The sequence below is a fragment of the Devosia sp. 1566 genome (assembly GCF_004005995.1).
Taxonomy (GTDB): Bacteria; Pseudomonadota; Alphaproteobacteria; order Rhizobiales; family Devosiaceae; genus Devosia.
In genome coordinates, this window is the sequence record NZ_CP034767.1 from 2,768,347 (window position 1) to 2,785,146 (window position 16,800).

The window sequence follows — 16,800 nt, forward strand, 5'->3', positions numbered from 1 at the left end:
GCTCCGCTCCATGGTCGACCTCTACTTTGTTTCAGTGGCCGGCCTGGCGGTTCTGATCGTTGGCCTGTCCAAGGCCGGTCTGCTGGGCGGCCTGGGCGTTGTCGGCGTCCCCCTCCTCACCCTCATCATGCCGGCCCGCGATGCCGCCGGCATGATGCTGCCAGTGCTGCTGGCCATGGACGCCATCGCCATCTACGCCTATCGCCAGCAGTTCAGCTGGCACATTCTCAAGATCATGCTGCCCGGCGCCGCGGTCGGCACGCTGATCGGCTGGGCGCTTTGGTCTGTGGTTTCCGACGCCATGGTGCTGCTCTTTGTCGGCATCATCACCCTGCTTTTTGTGCTCGACGCTGTTTTGCCACTGCGCAAAAAGCTCGAGGGGCTACCACCCTCCACGCCGTGGGGCAGGTTCTGGGGCGGCTTTGCCGGATTTACCAGCTTTGTGTCCCACACGGGCGGCCCACCTTTCCAGATCTATGTTCTGCCCCAGCGCCTGCCGCCGCCAATTTATTCGGGCACCAATGCCATCTTCTTTGGCGCCGTGAACTCGGCCAAGCTGATCCCCTATTTCTTCCTGGGCCAGCTCTCCGTCCAGAATCTCACCCTGTCCGCCGCGCTGATCCCGGTGGGCGTTGCCGGCGTGCTGATCGGCATCTGGCTGGTGCGGCGCATCTCCGTTACCCTCTTCTACCAGATCGCCTATGGGCTCGTGTTCTTCCTGGCGCTCAAGCTGATCTGGGATGGCGTGCGGGCGGTGTTCCTCGGTCTCTGACCGCAACAAAAAAGGCCACAGCTCCCGCCATGGCCTTCCCGGTCCAACTGTGTTGGAGCGCAGTGCTTACTGCATGCCGCTATTGAATTTGTAGAGTTCGTCCTTGATTTCGAGCTTCTTTCGCTTCAACGCGCTCACCGTGAGATCATCGAGCGGCTTGTTCTGCAGCTCCGCCTGGATCTGACGATCCAACTCCTGATGACGGCGCTCCAACGCCGCGATGTGGCCTTCAGTCGTCATGACAACTCCTTACGCCTGACTGGACGACGCTAAGGTTCCAGATAAAATGTGACTTGTCGATGACAATAGGTCCGCCGATCAAATCCATGTGCAAAACGGCGCCGGATCGGGTAATGGGGAACAATGTTGCGTGCCTTGGGGGAACCGCCGTTCGATGCTGCCGCTGACCAAGGAACAGGAAGCCGGCCTCGGGCTTGAACTGGCCACGAAACGCCAGGAACACGCCGATCTTGACGCTGCCATCCACACCCTGACCGGCTCGGCCTTTGCCGACCGAATGCTGATTCAACGGCTCAAGAAGCGCAAGCTCGCGCTCAAGGATCGCATCGTCCAACTCGAAAACATTCTCCTGCCCGACATCATCGCCTGACCCCTCCCCCGCTTGAGTTGTGGCAACAATTGGGCTAGGAGCGGCCTTTGTGCAGCCCGCGGGGGGACCGAGGCCATGCTCACCAAACCAGCCGTTGCGATTGTCATGGGCAGCCAGTCCGATTGGCCCACCATGCGCCTTGCCGCCGAAACGCTTGAAGCGCTCGATGTGGAATATGAGGCGCGCATCGTTTCCGCGCACCGCACGCCCGAACGCCTGGTCGAGTTCGCCACCACAGCCCGCGCGGATGGCTTCCAGATCATCATTGCCGGCGCCGGCGGCGCCGCCCACCTGCCCGGCATGATCGCCGCCATGACCCCGCTGCCGGTGTTTGGCGTGCCGGTGCGCTCCAAGGCGCTTTCGGGCCAGGATAGCCTCCTGTCCATTGTGCAGATGCCCGGCGGCATCCCGGTCGGCACCCTCGCCATCGGTGAGCCCGGCGCCATCAACGCCGCCCTCCTCGCCGCTGCCGTATTGGCGTTGCATGACGACGAGCTTGCTGAACGGCTCGATGCCTATCGCGCCAACCAGACCGCTTCCGTTCCGCTTTTCCCCACCGACACCGAGTAGATCATGCCCGACACCACGCCCCTGCCGCCCGGGACCACCATTGGCATCCTTGGCGGTGGTCAGCTCGGCCGGATGCTGTCGCTTGCCGCCAGTCGCCTGGGCATGCGCACCCACATCTACTGCCCCGACCCCGATAGTCCCGCCTTCGAGGTAACCCCCCACAAGACCGTCGCCGCCTATGACGATGAAGTGGCGCTCGCGGCCTTCGCCGATGCCGTCGATGTGATCACCTACGAGTTCGAGAACGTCCCCGCCGCTACTGCCGCCTTTCTCGCCGAGCGGAGGCCTCTGCGCCCGGGCGCTCAGGCATTGGCCGTGTCGCAGGACCGCCTGGCCGAAAAAGCCTTCCTTGCCTCCAAGAACATCCCGGTAGCCCCTTACCGCGCGGTGGAATCAATCGATCAACTGCAAACCGCCATCGCCGAGCTCGGTTTACCCGCCGTGCTCAAGACCACCCGCCTCGGCTACGACGGCAAGGGGCAGCGGGTGCTGCGTGATCGCACCGAAGCTGCCGAGGATTATGCTGCGCTCGCCCCCAAGCCGCTCGTGCTCGAAGCCTTCATCCCCTTCAGCCAGGAGATCTCTGTCGTCGTCGCCCGCAGCCTTTCCGGCGAGGTGCGCAGCTACGATCCGGCCGAGAATGTGCACCGCAACCACATCCTCGCGACCAGCACCGTACCGGCGGCGATTCCCCCCGCGCTCGCCAAGCATGCCGGCATGATCGCCAAAGCGATTGTCGTCGCCCTCGATTATGTCGGCGTGCTGGGCGTCGAGTTCTTTGTTGTCCCAGGCGAGTCGCGCCCTACCCTGCTGGTGAACGAAATCGCGCCGCGCGTACATAATTCCGGTCACTGGACCGAGGCGGTCTGCCCCACCGATCAGTTCGAGCAGCACATCCGGGCGATTCTCGGCTGGCCGCTCGGCGATCCCGCCCGACTCGCCGATGTCGTCATGGAGAATCTGGTGGGTGACGAGGTCGGCCGGGTTCCCACTTCGCTCCAAGGCTTCACCCAGCCTCACCTTTATGGCAAACTGGAAACGCGGCCCGGTCGCAAGATGGGCCATATCAATCGCCTGTTGCAGCCGGACCGGCCCTAAACTTGGGCTTTTTCGCTTGCAAAGGTGGACAAGTCCGCGGGGTTGGGCTATAGAGCCCCCACGGTGACCGGCCCTGCTGGTCGGCGACGTGGCTTTATTTGGTCGCGGCGCTTCCATCCAATCATATTTCACCAGGCTTTAAGGGGCGGTTGACCTTTGCAAGTAGTCGTTCGCGATAACAACGTTGATCAGGCGCTGCGCGCGCTCAAGAAGAAGCTGCAGCGCGAAGGCGTCTTCCGCGAGATGAAGCTGCGCAACTACTACGAGAAGCCCTCCGAGAAGAAGGCGCGTCAGAAGGCTGAGGCGGTGCGCCGCGCTCGCAAGCTGGCTCGTAAGCGCGCCCAGCGTGAAGGCGGTCTGCCCGCTCCAACTCCAACGGCACGTCCCGGTCAGCCCGCTCGCCCGAGCGCAAGCACGCTGCCCCGCACCTAAGCCGTTCAGAATTCATTCATTATGCGTTCATAACGCCGCTCCTTTCGGGGCGGCGTTATGCTTTTGGCCCTTTAGCCTCCGGCTGCCGGCACCACCCGCTCAAAGAACGGCCGCGCATGCTCGGGCCAGATACCTCGCTCCCACAGATCGACATGGGTCCCGCCGGGCTCGATCCACAGCTCATCCTTGTTGGGAACAAGCTCGTATAACCTCTCGCCGTTACTGACATCGATCGTCGTGTCCGCAGTCCCATGCGCCACCAGCACCGGCTCGGCCACATCCACGATCCACTCATTGACGGGGAACTGGTCCTGCATCACCCAGTACACCGGCAGCATTGGATAGCGCTCCCCGGCCACCGTCACCGCCGACAGGAACGGCGTTTCCAGCAGCAACGCCGCCGCATCCCGCTCGCTCGCGACATAGGTCGACGGCCCTGACCCCAGAGATCTCCCCCAGATTACAACGGGATAGCCTTTGCCCGCGGCCCAGTCGAACGCGGCCAAGGCGTCGGTTAGAATGCCATCCTGGCTCACCGAACCAGGGGAAGCGGGGAAGCCGCGATAATCAAATGCTAGGAACCCAAAGCCTTCCGACGCCCATTGTGCGAAGCGCTCATTCTCGGCCGAAAAGCTGCCGCTATTGCCCTTGTAATAAACGATCAGCGGCTTGCCCGGCTCAGGCGCCTTGTACCAGCCATTGACCACACCATCGCCTGAGGGAATCGCCACCACTTCGGCCCCAGCGATCCCCGCCGCCTCAAGTGGCGTCACCTCCCCCTCAAGGAAGTACTGCAGGCTGCGCTGGTTGAAATACATATACCCAACAACCGCGGCATAGCCGAGCACCACCAGCACCGCCAGCCCGGCAACCAATCTCCCAACAATCCGCATCTAGAACTCCGAAATGGTCTTGTCCAAGGCCTGGGCGAACACCTCAGGGGGCTGCGCACCGGACAGGGCATATTTCTCGCCGAACACAAAGAAGGGCACCCCGGTAATGCCCTGGGCTGCCGCCTGCTCAGCCAACTGCTGGGTGATTGCCAGCTCGTGCTCATCATTCATGGCATCAAGCGCATCGCCCCGGTCAAACCCGAACGAGGCCGCAATGTCGGCCAGCACATTGTCATCGAAGATCTGCCGGTGCTCGAGAAAATAGGCCTCGGCTATGGCATTGGCCACTTCGTGCTGAATGCCGAGCGGCTTGCTCAGCCGGGTGATAGTGTGGGCCTTTGCCGTCGGATACATCCGCGGCTGGCGGGAGAGATCAAGCTCGATCCCTGCCTTGAGCGCTTCGCTTTCCACTCGCTCCCACATCTCGGCGGGGTCACGGCCATAACGCTGGCGCAGCATTTCGCCAACATCCACGCCCTCGGCGGGCGTATTGGCATCGAGGTAAAAGGGGTGATTTTCAATGATGACGTCGATGTCGTCGGGCAGTGCCGCCACGGCCTGATCGAGCCGAGCGGAGCCGACAAGGCACCAGGGGCAAACGACATCGGTGAACACATCAATTTTGAGGATAGGGGACATGGCAAATCCTTGAGCCAACGCGGCCCGTTGTTTGCCATCATGTCGCGCGAAATGGAGCGGGGGACAATCCCACTGCCATCAATTACGCGTCGCCACCCTGGGTGACCGCAAATGGCGGCGACCAGCCGCCGGCGACAACGCCAAAGCCAAGCACGGCGCCAAAGCCCAGCCACGCAAGGCCGGGCAGCACCAGCAGCGTGGCGCGCCCCGATACGCTTGCGGCACGCCCGGCGGCGGCCAGACCGATCAGCATCAGCACCATGGAAACAACCGTGCTCATGAAGGGATCGGCCACGGTCAGCAGGAATGGTGCAAGGATCGCGCCGACCATCAACGCAACAATCCAGCGCGCCGCTGAGCGCCCTTCATAGCCACGCCCGGCCACCAGCCACCGGGCAGCGCCCCAAAGCGGCAGGCTGATGGCGAGCGCCAAAGCACCCGTCCACTCCGGTAGTCCCAATGGCGCATGCAGTACCGGCTGGACACCAAGCGCTTCGGCAGCACCATAGGCAGCAACCAGACCCAGCAGCGGGAGGGCAGCGCTCAGTCCCGCGCCAATCCCGTCATGCCGATCGGCATCGAGCAGCGAAGGAAAGTTGTGGGTAACTGCCGTGAAGGTGGCCATTTTGGCTCTCACTGGTTGCTAAATTCTTGCAAACCAATGGCCGCGGGGCCTTAGGAGTTCCTTTTTGGGAAACACGCCCTCGTGAAGGGACCGTTAACGCCCGCCCAAACCATGCCCTGCTGGTACACTTCTGGGAGAATATCGTGACGACTGAACTCGATTCGTCAGCGCGTCTGGAGGCACTGGAAACGCGCGTCGCTTTCCAGGATCAGACCATCGAAGACTTGAATGCCACCATTACCGAGCAGTGGCGCGTGATTGACGGGCTCACCCGTCGGCTCACCGTGCTGGAGGAGCAAGTCCGGTCGGGTGGCTTTATCGCTGATCCCCGCACCGAACCCCCTCCTCCGCACTACTAGAGCAGGTTGCCGCTTACGGCCTCACGAAGATGTAGAGCAGAACGATCACTGCCGCGATCGAGATCGTCGTCCACTTCACCAGCGTCACAAAGCGCGCATAGGTCGACTCATGCTGGGAATAGTCCATCGCCGATTCATGCTGAAGCGGTGGATGCAGGTGGGAATGGGCTGGGTGGTCTTCTGCGGCCATTTGGTCCTCGAAATTCGTCGTGTTCATCTGCCCGGAGGCGTTCAGGGGCTCGTGCTTTCCAGCTCGTCGATCAGTCGCTCGATCATGCCAAGTCCCAGCGACCAGAACTGCGGATCCTTGGCATCAAGCCCGAATGGCGCCAGCAGTTCCGTATGGTGCTTGGATCCACCAGCCTTCAACAGCTCGAAATACCGCTCCGCAAAGCCCTCGTCGGCCTTCTCATACTGCGCGTAAAGCGAGTTCACAAGGCAGTCACCGAAGGCATAAGCATAGACATAAAAGGGCGAGTGGATGAAGTGCGGGACATAGGTCCAGAAGATGTCATAGCCCTCGTTGGGAATGATCCCCTCGCCAAGCGATTCCGCCTGAACTTCCAACCATATGGCGTTGATTTCCTCAGTGCGCAACTCGCCCTGCCGACGTGCCGTGTGCACCCGCCGCTCGAACGTGTAAAAGGCAATCTGCCGCACCACCGTATTGAGCATGTCCTCCACCTTGGAGGCTAAGAGGGCAAAGCGCTGCTTGGGATCGGTGGTCTTTTCCAGCAGGTACCGGAACGTCAGCATCTCACCGAAGACACTCGCCGTCTCGGCCAGGGTCAGCGGCGTATTGCTCAGGATCGGCCCCTGCGCCGCCGCCAGCCTTTGATGGACACCGTGACCCAACTCATGGGCCAGCGTCATCACGTCGCGCGAGCGACCCATATAGTTGAGCATCAGATAAGGATGCGCACTCGGCACCGTGGGATGGGCAAAGGCGCCCGACAGCTTGCCATTGCCCACTGGAGCGTCGATCCATCCACTATCGAAAAACGGCGCTGCGACTTCCGCCAGGTCAGGCGAAAACCGGCCATAGGCCTCCAGCACGGTCGATTTGGCGGTTTCCCAATCAAAGGTCCGCTCGTCGCTCGTCGGCAAGGGCGCATTGCGGTCCCAGGCATTGAGCTGGTCCTTGCCGAACCACTTGGCCTTCATCTTGTAGTAGCGGTGCGACAGCCGTGGATAGGCCTCCTGCACGGCGGATTGCAGCGCATCCACCACTTCGCGCTCCACCGAATTGGCCATGTGCCGGCTGTCGGCAATGTCCTCAAAGCCGCGCCAGCGGTCCGAGATCTCTTTGTCCTTGGCCAGCACATTGGTGATGTGGGTGAACAAGCGTCCATTCTCGCGCAAGGTCTTGGCCAAGGCATGGAACGCGCTTTCGCGCCGCTTCTCCTCGGGCTCGGACAGCAGATGCAGCGTTTCCTCGAGCTTGAGCACTTCCCCATCGACCTCGAATTCGAGGCTGGCCATGGTCTCGTCGAACAAGCGGTTCCAGGCTGAAAAGGCCGTGACCGACTTGTCGTGGAACAGCTCCTCGAGCTTTTCGTCCAACTGATAGGGCTTGGCCTTGCGCAACTCGGCGAACCAGGTGCGGTAACGCGCCAGTTCCGGATCGCGCTCGAACGCCGCGTCAAGATCGGCATCCTCGATCCGGTTCAACTCGAGCTCAAAAAACAGAATGCGCGTGGAGAGATCCGTCAGCGCCTGGTTGGTGTCGCCCATGAACTTGGCCCGGTCCGGATCGGTGGATCGCTGCGCATATTGCAAAAAGGCGAACGAGCCGATGCGCCCGCTCAGATCCGCCAGCGCTTCGCTGCGCTTGATCACATCGGTGAGCTTGCCCGCCCGGGTTAGCTCCGCGAGCTTGCCCTTGTAGTCGCTCTCAAAGCGCGCGGCATCATCCTTGGCCTGCTGCAAGGCGGCGGCAAACTCAGAGCTCTCGCGTCCCGGGTAAAGATCGTTGAGATCCCAGACCGGCAAGGTGCCCAATTGATTGTGCCCCTTCTGGCTCGCGGCTTGTTCGGTCATCGGGGTTCTCCAGCGCGGTTCTTGGTGAGGGGCGGACCATAGCCAGCACGTCATGGGATGAAAAGGGGGCCCTCGCCGCCTATCGTGCCAGCCGCAATATGGCGCCCCGCCATTATGATTAATGCTGTCTTAATTTGCCGGCCGCATACTTCCACAAAACCGCACAGCGCGATTCGAGCGCCTGGCAAGAGAAGTGGATTTTGCATGACGCGTGTTCTGGTGGTCGACGATGACCCGGTGCAATTGCGGCTGACGGCCGAAGTCGCCAATCAGGCCGGCTTCAAGCCACTCACCGCAACCAGCGGCGAACAAGCCCTGCAGATCTTGCGCGAAGACCCCAATCTGGGTGCGATGATTCTTGACCTGGTAATGCCTGACCTCGACGGCATGGCCGTGATGGAAACCATGCGCCGGGAAGCTCTTTCCACGCCGGTGATCGTCCAAACCGCCAACCCGTCGCTGGAAACCGTGGTCAGCGCCATGCGCCACGGGGCCGTGGACTATTTCGTCAAGCCGGTCGCCCCCGAGCGGCTGGTGATCTCCTTGCGCAACGCCATGAAGCTGGGTGCGCTGGAAGCGGCGATCCGTGCCGAACAAAGCCGCCGCGCCGGGACCTTCTCGGCTGCCGACCTGATCGGCCGCGCTCCCGCCATGACCCGCGTCCTGACGCTTTGCGGCAAGGCCGCCCGCAATCCCATACCCGTGCTGATCGAAGGCGAAACCGGCGTCGGCAAGGAATTGATCGCCCGCATCATCGGGGGCAGCGGGGATCGGGCCGGCAAGCCATTCATCAGCGTCAACTGCGGCAGCATTTCCCCTTCCCAACTCGACGCCGTGCTTTTCGGCTTCAAGAAAGGCGCCTTCGCCGGTGCCCTGGCCGATACCCCAGGCAAGTTCGCCGAAGCCCATACCGGCACCATCTTCATCGATGAAGTGGGCGAACTGCCTCCCGCCACCCAGGAGCGGCTGCTGCGCGTTCTCGCCGATGGCGAAATCGTGCCGCTGGGCGCCACCCGCCCCGAGCGCGTCAATGTGCGGGTGATCTCGGCGACCAATCGCCGCCTGCTCAATCTGGCTAAATCGGGCGAGTTCCGAGAGGACCTTTATTATCGGCTCAACGTGCTACCCATCTACGTGCCCCCGCTCCGGCAGCGGCTCGAGGACATCCCGGCTCTGGTCAACCATTTCCTTGCGCGCTTTGCCGCTGAAGCTGGCAAACGCATCCTCGGCATTTCCCCTGAAGCTTTGGAACTGCTGGCCAGCTATCCTTGGCCCGGCAATATTCGCCAGCTGGAAAACGTCGTTTATCGCGCGACCGTGCTTTGCGAGGAAGCCTTCCTCGAGCCCGCCGATTTCCCCCAGATCATGGCCCATGCTCAAGGGCGCGACGCCGCCATTCTTTCACTCGCGGCCATGCCGGTGCCTGCCGCGCCGGTTCACATCGATAACGCTCCGCCGCGCCAGCGCGAAATGCTCGAAACCAGCCCTGTCGAAGACCGCTTCCTCGATGAGTCGGGCAATGTGGCGGCTCTGGCCGAGATCGAACGCGCCTTGATCGTTTTTGCCATCGAGCACCATGGCGGGCGCATGTCTCGTGTTGCCCGCGCACTCAAGATTGGCCGCTCGACCCTTTATCGCAAATTGCATGAATATGGCCTCGCGGAGCAGTTGATTAACGACGCCGCTTAACCGCATAGATTCGGCAGAATGGCGGATCGCCGGGCAAATTGCGGGCCTTTCCACAAGGCCTTGCAGACCGTTGCACCATAGCCACATCGCTCGCTCACAACATTGCGAGTGATTGTTCCTGTTAACATTTGATGCTTATGCTTTCGATGTATGGGGCGGCCCGCCGGACCTTGGGTTGAGGCACGGTTGGGCTGCGTAACGCCTCGTACACGGAGCACAAATGCACAAGATCCTGGTTTGTTTTCTCGCCGTTGCTGCCGCCAACGCCCCTCTTCCCATCCTGGCGCAGGATGTAGCGAGTATCACCCCAACCCGGATTGTCATCGCTCCCGCGCAAAGCGCGTTGGCGCGAACCATCAAGGCCAGCCTGTCCGCCGCCTATACAGCCAATGGCCGCGGTACCGCGGCCTATGCCGAAGCGCAGAAGCTCTACTTTCTTTATGGCGAGCGCTATTTCGAGCCAATCTGGCTGAGCGAACAGGCCAATGGGCAGGTCGTGTTCTCACCTGCTGCCCAGCAGATACTCGATCTGTTTGCCCGGGCCGAGTCCGAAGGGCTCAATCCCGCCGATTACCTCACTCCTGACCTGCAGCTTCCAGCAACGGGCGGGGATCCTGCCGCCATGGCGGCGCTCGAAACCGCGTTTTCTGCCGCGACCCTGCGCTATGCGACCCACATCTATACCGGACGCGTCGCTCCTCGCTCCGTCGATGCCAACCTCGATATCGAGCCCAAGACCCTTGATGCCGGCGCACTCCTTGTGGAACTGGCGGCCAGCAAGGATCCGGCCAAGGTGCTGGCCAAGCTCGAGCCAACCCATCCCGAATTCCTGGCGCTTAAAGCGGCACTGGCCAAGTTCAGCGACAATGCCACTGATCGTCCCGCCCCCATTCCGACCGGGGTCGTGCTCAAGGCTGGCATGACCGATGAGCGCCTGCCCCTGATCCGCCAGCGGCTCGGCCTCGTGGCCGATGCGTCCCTGGTTTACGACCAAGGTGTGGTGCAGGCGGTCAAGGATTTCCAGCAGGGCCTGGGTCTTGAACCTGATGGCGTCGCTGGCCCTGCCACGGTCGCCGCCCTCAACGGCGGCAACGCCGCCACCCGCGAGCAGATCATCGCCAATATGGAGCGCTGGCGCTGGATGCCGCGCGAGCTCGGCAATTTCCATGTCCTGGTCAACATTCCCGAGTTCCGCCTGTCCATCAACCGGAACGGGGCGGAAACCTATACGACCCGCGTCGTCGTCGGCACGGTCAAGAACCAGACGCCGGTATTTTCCGACAACATCCGCCACATCGTGGTCAATCCCTATTGGAATGTCCCCAGTTCCATCGTCAAAGGCGAGATTGCGCCCAAGACCTGGCGGAACCCGGGCTATATCGACGCCCAGAACATGGACCTGATCTATAACGGCGACGTCGTTAGCCCCTGGCAGGTGAACTGGTCCGCGGTCGGCAACACGTTCCCCTTCAAGGTGCGTCAGCGCCCCGGCCCCAGCAATGCCCTGGGCCAGATCAAGTTCTTGTTCCCCAACAAGCACGATGTGTATCTGCACGATACCCCGTCAAAGGCTCTGTTCAGCCGCTCGCAGCGCGCTCTCAGCCATGGTTGCGTGCGGGTGCAGAACCCGATGGAGTTTGCCGACGCGCTGATGGCCAACGAAACCAAGATCAGCCGGGCCTCGCTCGAAGCCATGTTTGGCTCCAGCGAGCGCTGGGTGAACCCCGAGCAACAGATCCCTGTCCATCTCAGCTATTTTACCCTACGGCCCCAAGCCGATGGCAACCTGCAATCCTATGGCGACATCTACGGCCACGACACCAAGCTGATCCAGGCGCTCGGCTTGTCGCCCGCAGCGCTCCCTCAACCGGTGATGGCCGAAACCATTGCCGATGTCGGCCCCTGAGCCGCACAACACCATCTCTGATCAGGCGCTGGCAGTTTCTGCCGGCGCCTTTTTTTTCGGCTGGTTTCTACCCTGTTCCCCGTGGAGCCGAGCGCCCCTTAACCGCTCGTCAACATTTTCGCCTTGGTTCGGCCCGGATTTTGTCCTTAAACATTGGCGTGAGTGGCCGCCATCGTGTTCGAGTTTTGTTAGCGTTAATCAAACTCTAGTCACTTGGCCGGTACGATCCGAAATGCAGATAGCTTCAACCGGGCAGTGTTTAGTGTGGCGGTAAAATCGGATAACCTGGCCCTTCGTGGCACTCGACTCCTGGCAGCAGCGCTGCTGAGTTTTTCGCTCCTGATCGGCCAGGCCGCCGTGGTTCCGGCCAATGCCGCCTCCGAGCGCAGCCTTTATCTCTACTACACCCACACCAAGGAAACGGCCCGCATCGTTTTCAAGCGCAACGGGCAGTATGTGCAGTCCGGGCTCAACGAGCTCAACCGCTTCCTGCGCGATTGGCGTCGTAACGAACCAGCCAAGATGGACCCACGGCTGTTTGACCTGGTTTGGGAAGTCTACCAGGAAGTGGGGGCTACCCAGCCCATCAACATCGTTTCCGCTTATCGCTCGCCCGCGACCAACAAGATGTTGCGCCAGACCTCCTCCGGTGTTGCCGAAAACTCCCAGCACACCAAGGGCCATGCCATGGACTTCTTTATCCCAGGCATTTCGCTGTCCAAGCTGCGCGCCGTCGCGATGCGCAAGCAGGTCGGCGGCGTTGGCTATTATCCCAGCTCGGGCAGCCCCTTTGTTCACCTTGATACTGGTTCGGTCCGCGCCTGGCCACGCATGACCCGTGCGCAGCTCAAGGACGTGTTCCCCGATGGGCGGACCATGCACTTGCCTGCCGATGGCAAGCCACTGTCGCAGGAAGGCTATCGCCTCGCCCAGGCCGAATGGCAACGTTGCCGCGCCGTGCCCTGCGGCAATGGCGGCTCGGGCACTCAGGTGGCCAGCGCCGGCAATTCTTTGGTCGACATGTTCTTTGGCGGCAACAAAGGCAACAACCAGCCCGCGCCCAGGCCCGCCCCCGCTCCGGTGCAGGTTGCATCAGTAGCTGCGGCCGCTCAGTCCCCGCAAGCGGCTGCCCGCGTTGCCGTTGCTCCCCCCATTCCAATGATGCGGCCGGCGAGCATGTCCGCGCCTGCCTCGAGCACGGTCGCCGTCGCCGAACAGGATGTGCCGGTGCCCTTCTCCACGGTTGGCAGCGCCCCGTTGGCAGAGGCAGAACTTGTCACCGCCTCGAACGCACCAGTGCCGGCCACCAAATCGCCTACCCTCATGATGGCGACCGCCTCCACTCTACCGGCCGGCAATGGCGAAACCGCTGTGGTCGCCCTGGCAGCGCTGAGCCAGCCTTTCCCGCATCCGCCGCTCCAGGCCGGCCGCTCGTCTGAGCCTGACATGATGACGGCTTACCTGCCGCCCCTCGGCCAGAACGGCCAGGCACAGGACATGCTCCAGCAACTCATCGAGCAGGAAACCGCAGCCCAGGTTGCCGCCGCCCCCGTGGCCCCGGTTCCCAACCTGCCCCCTCTGGGCGCTGCCGGTGTGAAGACCGCCTCGCTGGGTGGCGAGCCCGCCCGAGACTCCACGGCATCGCTTTTTGCCTCAACCTTCAACTCGGTTCAGGGGCAAAGCGAACCTGTCGCCAAGGCGCTCGCCGCCATGATCGCCAAGGACGAGGCTTCTGCCGCGCCAACGCCTGCCGCATTGACCGCCCCCGATCTGGAGCATGCCGCAGCCCTTCTGGTCGCGCCCGCGCCGCTGTCTTCCGATCACTTCGCCTTGATTGAAGCCCAGTCCCGCGATGTCGATACGGCCACGGCTCTGGCCCCTGCGGTGGCGCTATCCCCCAGCAATGCGCCGCTGGCCGTGACCCATACGCGCTTTACCGCGTCCAATTAGCCTCACCCGCCAGCCTCTCCACAACCAGGGAGAGGCTGGCTGAGGCACGCCGGCTTGTTGCAAAGCCTCTCGGCGCCCCGTAAAACCTTGAGCTATCTTTTAGTTCGGCAAAGGAAGCCAGCATTGGCCGATAAGCCATCGACGCCCCTGCTCGATACCGTTCAAACCCCCGCCGAACTCCGCGCCCTACCCCGCGAGGATTTGCGTCAGCTTGCCGATGAGTTGCGCGCCGAAGTCATCGACGCCGTTTCGGTGACTGGTGGTCATCTGGGCTCCGCCCTTGGTGTCATCGAACTCACAGTCGCCCTCCATGCCGTGTTCGACACGCCCCATGATCGACTGATCTGGGATGTCGGCCACCAGGCTTATCCTCATAAGGTTCTGACCGGTCGCCGCGATCGCATCCGCACCCTGCGCCAGCGCAGTGGCCTGTCCGGGTTCACCCGCCGCGCCGAAAGCCCCTATGATCCCTTTGGGGCCGGGCATTCCTCCACCTCGATTTCTGCCGGCCTCGGCATGGCTGTCGCCAGCGATCTTCAGGGCACCAAGCGCAATGTCGTGGCCGTGATCGGTGATGGCTCGATGTCCGCGGGCATGGCTTATGAAGCCATGAACAATGCGGGCGCCATGGATGCCCGCCTGATCGTCATCCTCAACGACAACGACATGTCGATCGCCCCGCCCACCGGGGCCATGAGCGCCTATCTCGCCCGCCTCGTGTCCGGCCCGCTTTATCGCGGCGCACGCGAAGCGGCCAAGACCATCGCCAAAAAGCTCCCCTCATTCCTGCACGAGCCCGCGCGCCGCACCGAGGAATTTGCGCGCGGCATGCTGACTGGCGGCACGCTCTTTGAGGAACTCGGCTTTTACTATGTGGGCCCGATCGACGGGCATAATCTCGATCACCTCCTACCCGTCCTCGAAAATGTGCGCGATGCCGATGAAGGCCCGATCCTCATTCACGTCGTCACCAAAAAGGGCAAAGGCTATGCCCCCGCCGAGGACGCGGCCGATAAATATCACGGCGTCTCCAAGTTCAACGTGATCACCGGCGCCCAGGCCAAGGCGCCATCCAATGCGCCCTCTTACACCAATGTCTTTGCCCAATCCCTGATCCAGGAGGCAGCCGAAGACCCCAGCATCGTGGCGGTCACCGCCGCCATGCCTTCGGGCACTGGGCTCGACAAGTTCGCCGAGATTTATCCCAGCCGCATCTTTGATGTGGGCATTGCCGAGCAGCACGCGGTCACCTTCGCGGCGGGCCTCGCCACCGAAGGCATGCGCCCGTTCTGCGCGATCTATTCGACCTTCCTGCAGCGCGCCTATGACCAGGTGGTCCATGACGTCGCCATCCAGGGCCTGCCGGTGCGCTTCGCTATCGATCGTGCCGGCTATGTCGGCGCCGATGGTCCCACCCATGCCGGCAACTACGACGCCGCCTATCTCGGCGCCATTCCTGGAATCGTGCAGATGGCCGCCGCCGACGAAGCCGAACTCAAGCACATGGTCGCGACGGCGGTGGCTTATGACTCCGGCCCGATTGCTTTCCGCTATCCGCGCGGCGATGGGGTGGGCGTCGATATGCCCGAGCGCGGCATCATCCTGCCCATTGGCAAGGGTCGTATTGTTCGCCCCGGCAGCACCATCGCCATTCTCTCTTGGGGCACGCGCCTGGCTGAAGCTCTGGCCGCTGCCGACCGGCTCGCGGCCCTGGGGCTCAACCCGACCGTTGCCGATGCGCGGTTCATGAAGCCGCTAGACGAGGAACTCGTCACGCAGCTCGCTCAAAGCCATGATGTGATGCTGACGCTGGAAGAAGGCTCGATCGGCGGCTTTGGCAGCCATGTCGCCACCTTCCTCGCCAGCAATGGCCTGCTCGATGGCAAGCTGCGTTTCCGCCCGCTGATGATCCCCGATCGTTTCGTGGAACACGCCACTCAGGCTGATATGTATGCCGATGCCGGCCTTGACCGCACCGGCATCGTCACTGCAGCACTTCGGGCTCTTGGATACGACGAAGCCGCCATGGCGGCGGCTATCGGGTCGATGGCAATTCGGTAATGGATCGGGCCCTGCCGCCGACAAGCTCGGCGGCGGGCCGGTTCTGGCCTCAGTCTTCCGGCGGTGCCGCCACCATGCCCAGCGCGCTCATGTAAAGCTCCAGCAGGGCTTCCTGCTCCATGCGCTCATTGGCATCCTGTTTGCGGATACGAACGATCTGCCGCAGTATCTTGACGTCAAAGCCGTTGCCCTTGGCCTCGGCGTAGATTTCCTTGATGTCGGCGGCGATGGCTGCCTTCTCTTCTTCCATGCGTTCGATGCGCTCGACGAACGCCCGGAGCTGGTCCTGGGCAACACTATCTTCGGCCATAAAAACATCCTTCTCGCTTTAACCCTGCTTCAAACAGCAGCACAGGTTCGGGTTCAAGCGCTTTCGCCGCCAATCCACACCTGCGTCCCTGGGCCGCACGCCGCTGCGGGGCCGAGCATTGCTTTGCAATACCCGGCCTATTTCCGCCCAAAGGCTTGTTTATGCATTGACCTATTGGTCACCATACGCTCAAACACCAACGGTCCTCCCGATGTATTCCGGCATGCTCCTGTACCTCTTTCGCCTTAGCTTGACGCTTGTCGGCGCGCTGGTTTCCAGCTTCCTGCTGTTTTCCGCACCGGCTCGCGCCGATCTGCGCATCTGCAACGAAACCGCCAATCTGGTGTCTGTGGCGATCGGCTACCGGGCTGAGCGCGGCTGGATGAGCGAAGGCTGGTGGCAGGCCCCGTCCGGTGATTGCCGGGTGCTTTACCAAGGCGATCTCGAGCGGCGCTTTTATTACATCTATGCTGTTGATGATATTGGCGGCGGCGCCTGGGACGGCGCGGTCTTCATGTGCACGCGTGACGAAACCTTCACGATATTCGGGGTTGAGGATTGCCTCGCCCGGGGCTATGAGCGCACCGGGTTCTTTGAAATCGATACCCAGAACCAGACGGACTGGACCTTGCAGCTGACTGAAAACATGGGCGCTCCCGATGTGGTGGGCCCGGACAGCCAGGAAAATCTGGAAGACCCGGCCCTTGTGGTTGATCCGGATGACGTGACCATCGAAGCGCCGGCGGCCTCCCCGGGTTCACCTGCCGCCAATTCGGTCCCGCCCCCGGATGCGCCCCCGGCTTCGGACCCGGCGCCGGCGGATCCTCCGCCGGCGAACCAGTAGTT

At 62.3% G+C, this 16,800-nt stretch carries 18 protein-coding genes; 11 read left to right on the top strand and 7 right to left on the bottom strand.

Annotation, left to right across the window (positions count from 1 at the left end; all coding sequences use genetic code 11):
* The first annotated feature begins 10 nt into the window (after window positions 1-10).
* Window positions 11-772, top strand: a complete 762-nt coding sequence (locus tag ELX51_RS13365) for a sulfite exporter TauE/SafE family protein (protein ID WP_127753988.1) — start codon at window positions 11-13, stop codon at window positions 770-772.
* A gap of 66 nt (window positions 773-838) precedes the next feature.
* Here the strand turns inward: ELX51_RS13365 and ELX51_RS13370 are convergent, their stop codons facing one another.
* Entirely contained in the window at window positions 839-1,012 is a 174-nt protein-coding gene (locus ELX51_RS13370) for a YdcH family protein (protein ID WP_127753989.1), read from the bottom strand.
* A gap of 154 nt (window positions 1,013-1,166) precedes the next feature.
* Here ELX51_RS13370 and ELX51_RS13375 point away from each other — a divergent pair, with 154 nt between their 5' ends.
* The 4 genes from ELX51_RS13375 (at window position 1,167) to rpsU (ending at window position 3,482) form a co-directional block, all read left to right on the top strand.
* A complete protein-coding gene (locus ELX51_RS13375) occupies window positions 1,167-1,382 on the top strand; it encodes a DUF465 domain-containing protein (protein WP_127753990.1) in 216 nt (71 codons plus the stop codon).
* A gap of 75 nt (window positions 1,383-1,457) precedes the next feature.
* Window positions 1,458-1,952: a 5-(carboxyamino)imidazole ribonucleotide mutase gene (gene purE, locus ELX51_RS13380; protein WP_127753991.1), complete on the top strand. Its 495-nt coding sequence runs from the start codon at window positions 1,458-1,460 to the stop codon at window positions 1,950-1,952.
* A 3-nt stretch (window positions 1,953-1,955) separates the two neighbouring features.
* Window positions 1,956-3,050, top strand: a complete 1,095-nt coding sequence (locus ELX51_RS13385; RefSeq protein ID WP_127753992.1) for a 5-(carboxyamino)imidazole ribonucleotide synthase — start codon at window positions 1,956-1,958, stop codon at window positions 3,048-3,050.
* A 156-nt stretch (window positions 3,051-3,206) separates the two neighbouring features.
* Window positions 3,207-3,482, top strand: coding sequence for a 30S ribosomal protein S21 (gene rpsU, locus ELX51_RS13390; protein ID WP_127753993.1), 276 nt, complete (start codon window positions 3,207-3,209; stop codon window positions 3,480-3,482).
* Window positions 3,483-3,553: 71 nt separating this feature from the next.
* Here the strand turns inward: rpsU and ELX51_RS13395 are convergent, their stop codons facing one another.
* From ELX51_RS13395 to ELX51_RS13405, 3 genes are all read right to left on the bottom strand, one after another.
* Complete coding sequence (locus ELX51_RS13395) at window positions 3,554-4,375, bottom strand: alpha/beta hydrolase (protein WP_127753994.1); 822 nt, start codon at window positions 4,373-4,375, stop codon at window positions 3,554-3,556.
* Window positions 4,376-5,014 (bottom strand): DsbA family oxidoreductase, encoded by a 639-nt coding sequence (locus ELX51_RS13400; protein WP_127753995.1) that lies wholly within the window; start codon window positions 5,012-5,014, stop codon window positions 4,376-4,378.
* An 82-nt stretch (window positions 5,015-5,096) separates the two neighbouring features.
* Window positions 5,097-5,639 carry a tryptophan-rich sensory protein gene (locus ELX51_RS13405; protein WP_127753996.1) on the bottom strand — a complete coding sequence of 181 codons (543 nt, stop codon included), beginning with the start codon at window positions 5,637-5,639 and terminating at the stop codon, window positions 5,097-5,099.
* Window positions 5,640-5,782: 143 nt separating this feature from the next.
* Between ELX51_RS13405 and ELX51_RS13410 the strand changes: the two genes are divergently transcribed.
* Complete coding sequence (locus ELX51_RS13410; protein ID WP_127753997.1) at window positions 5,783-5,998, top strand: SlyX family protein; 216 nt, start codon at window positions 5,783-5,785, stop codon at window positions 5,996-5,998.
* Window positions 5,999-6,011: 13 nt separating this feature from the next.
* Here the strand turns inward: ELX51_RS13410 and ELX51_RS13415 are convergent, their stop codons facing one another.
* Window positions 6,012-6,188 carry an aa3-type cytochrome c oxidase subunit IV gene (locus tag ELX51_RS13415; protein ID WP_127753998.1) on the bottom strand — a complete coding sequence of 59 codons (177 nt, stop codon included), beginning with the start codon at window positions 6,186-6,188 and terminating at the stop codon, window positions 6,012-6,014.
* Between the two features lie 41 nt (window positions 6,189-6,229).
* Window positions 6,230-8,038: a M3 family oligoendopeptidase gene (locus ELX51_RS13420; protein WP_127753999.1), complete on the bottom strand. Its 1,809-nt coding sequence runs from the start codon at window positions 8,036-8,038 to the stop codon at window positions 6,230-6,232.
* Between the two features lie 204 nt (window positions 8,039-8,242).
* Between ELX51_RS13420 and ELX51_RS13425 the strand changes: the two genes are divergently transcribed.
* The 4 genes from ELX51_RS13425 (at window position 8,243) to dxs (ending at window position 15,644) form a co-directional block, all read left to right on the top strand.
* Window positions 8,243-9,727 carry a sigma-54 dependent transcriptional regulator gene (locus tag ELX51_RS13425; protein WP_127754000.1) on the top strand — a complete coding sequence of 495 codons (1,485 nt, stop codon included), beginning with the start codon at window positions 8,243-8,245 and terminating at the stop codon, window positions 9,725-9,727.
* Window positions 9,728-9,947: 220 nt separating this feature from the next.
* Window positions 9,948-11,633 carry a L,D-transpeptidase family protein gene (locus ELX51_RS13430; protein WP_127754001.1) on the top strand — a complete coding sequence of 562 codons (1,686 nt, stop codon included), beginning with the start codon at window positions 9,948-9,950 and terminating at the stop codon, window positions 11,631-11,633.
* 264 nt (window positions 11,634-11,897) lie between these two features.
* Entirely contained in the window at window positions 11,898-13,583 is a 1,686-nt protein-coding gene (locus tag ELX51_RS13435) for a DUF882 domain-containing protein (protein ID WP_248305117.1), read from the top strand.
* A 123-nt stretch (window positions 13,584-13,706) separates the two neighbouring features.
* Window positions 13,707-15,644, top strand: coding sequence for a 1-deoxy-D-xylulose-5-phosphate synthase (gene dxs, locus ELX51_RS13440; protein ID WP_127754003.1), 1,938 nt, complete (start codon window positions 13,707-13,709; stop codon window positions 15,642-15,644).
* Between the two features lie 49 nt (window positions 15,645-15,693).
* Here the strand turns inward: dxs and ELX51_RS13445 are convergent, their stop codons facing one another.
* Complete coding sequence (locus ELX51_RS13445) at window positions 15,694-15,954, bottom strand: DUF2312 domain-containing protein (RefSeq protein WP_127754004.1); 261 nt, start codon at window positions 15,952-15,954, stop codon at window positions 15,694-15,696.
* Window positions 15,955-16,177: 223 nt separating this feature from the next.
* On the opposite strand from ELX51_RS13445, the gene ELX51_RS13450 reads away from it, so the two are divergent.
* A complete protein-coding gene (locus ELX51_RS13450; RefSeq protein WP_248305118.1) occupies window positions 16,178-16,798 on the top strand; it encodes a DUF1036 domain-containing protein in 621 nt (206 codons plus the stop codon).
* Window positions 16,799-16,800 lie beyond the last annotated feature (2 nt).

Coding starts and splice junctions, on each gene's coding strand:
- ELX51_RS13365 (WP_127753988.1), top strand. CDS start 11: ATGGTCGACCTCTACTTTGTTTCAGTGGCCGGCCTGGCGGTTCTGATC.
- ELX51_RS13370 (WP_127753989.1), bottom strand. CDS start 1,012: ATGACGACTGAAGGCCACATCGCGGCGTTGGAGCGCCGTCATCAGGAG.
- ELX51_RS13375 (WP_127753990.1), top strand. CDS start 1,167: ATGCTGCCGCTGACCAAGGAACAGGAAGCCGGCCTCGGGCTTGAACTG.
- purE (WP_127753991.1), top strand. CDS start 1,458: ATGCTCACCAAACCAGCCGTTGCGATTGTCATGGGCAGCCAGTCCGAT.
- ELX51_RS13385 (WP_127753992.1), top strand. CDS start 1,956: ATGCCCGACACCACGCCCCTGCCGCCCGGGACCACCATTGGCATCCTT.
- ELX51_RS13395 (WP_127753994.1), bottom strand. CDS start 4,375: ATGCGGATTGTTGGGAGATTGGTTGCCGGGCTGGCGGTGCTGGTGGTG.
- ELX51_RS13400 (WP_127753995.1), bottom strand. CDS start 5,014: ATGTCCCCTATCCTCAAAATTGATGTGTTCACCGATGTCGTTTGCCCC.
- ELX51_RS13405 (WP_127753996.1), bottom strand. CDS start 5,639: ATGGCCACCTTCACGGCAGTTACCCACAACTTTCCTTCGCTGCTCGAT.
- ELX51_RS13415 (WP_127753998.1), bottom strand. CDS start 6,188: ATGGCCGCAGAAGACCACCCAGCCCATTCCCACCTGCATCCACCGCTT.
- ELX51_RS13420 (WP_127753999.1), bottom strand. CDS start 8,038: ATGACCGAACAAGCCGCGAGCCAGAAGGGGCACAATCAATTGGGCACC.
- ELX51_RS13425 (WP_127754000.1), top strand. CDS start 8,243: ATGACGCGTGTTCTGGTGGTCGACGATGACCCGGTGCAATTGCGGCTG.
- ELX51_RS13430 (WP_127754001.1), top strand. CDS start 9,948: ATGCACAAGATCCTGGTTTGTTTTCTCGCCGTTGCTGCCGCCAACGCC.
- ELX51_RS13445 (WP_127754004.1), bottom strand. CDS start 15,954: ATGGCCGAAGATAGTGTTGCCCAGGACCAGCTCCGGGCGTTCGTCGAG.
- ELX51_RS13450 (WP_248305118.1), top strand. CDS start 16,178: ATGCTCCTGTACCTCTTTCGCCTTAGCTTGACGCTTGTCGGCGCGCTG.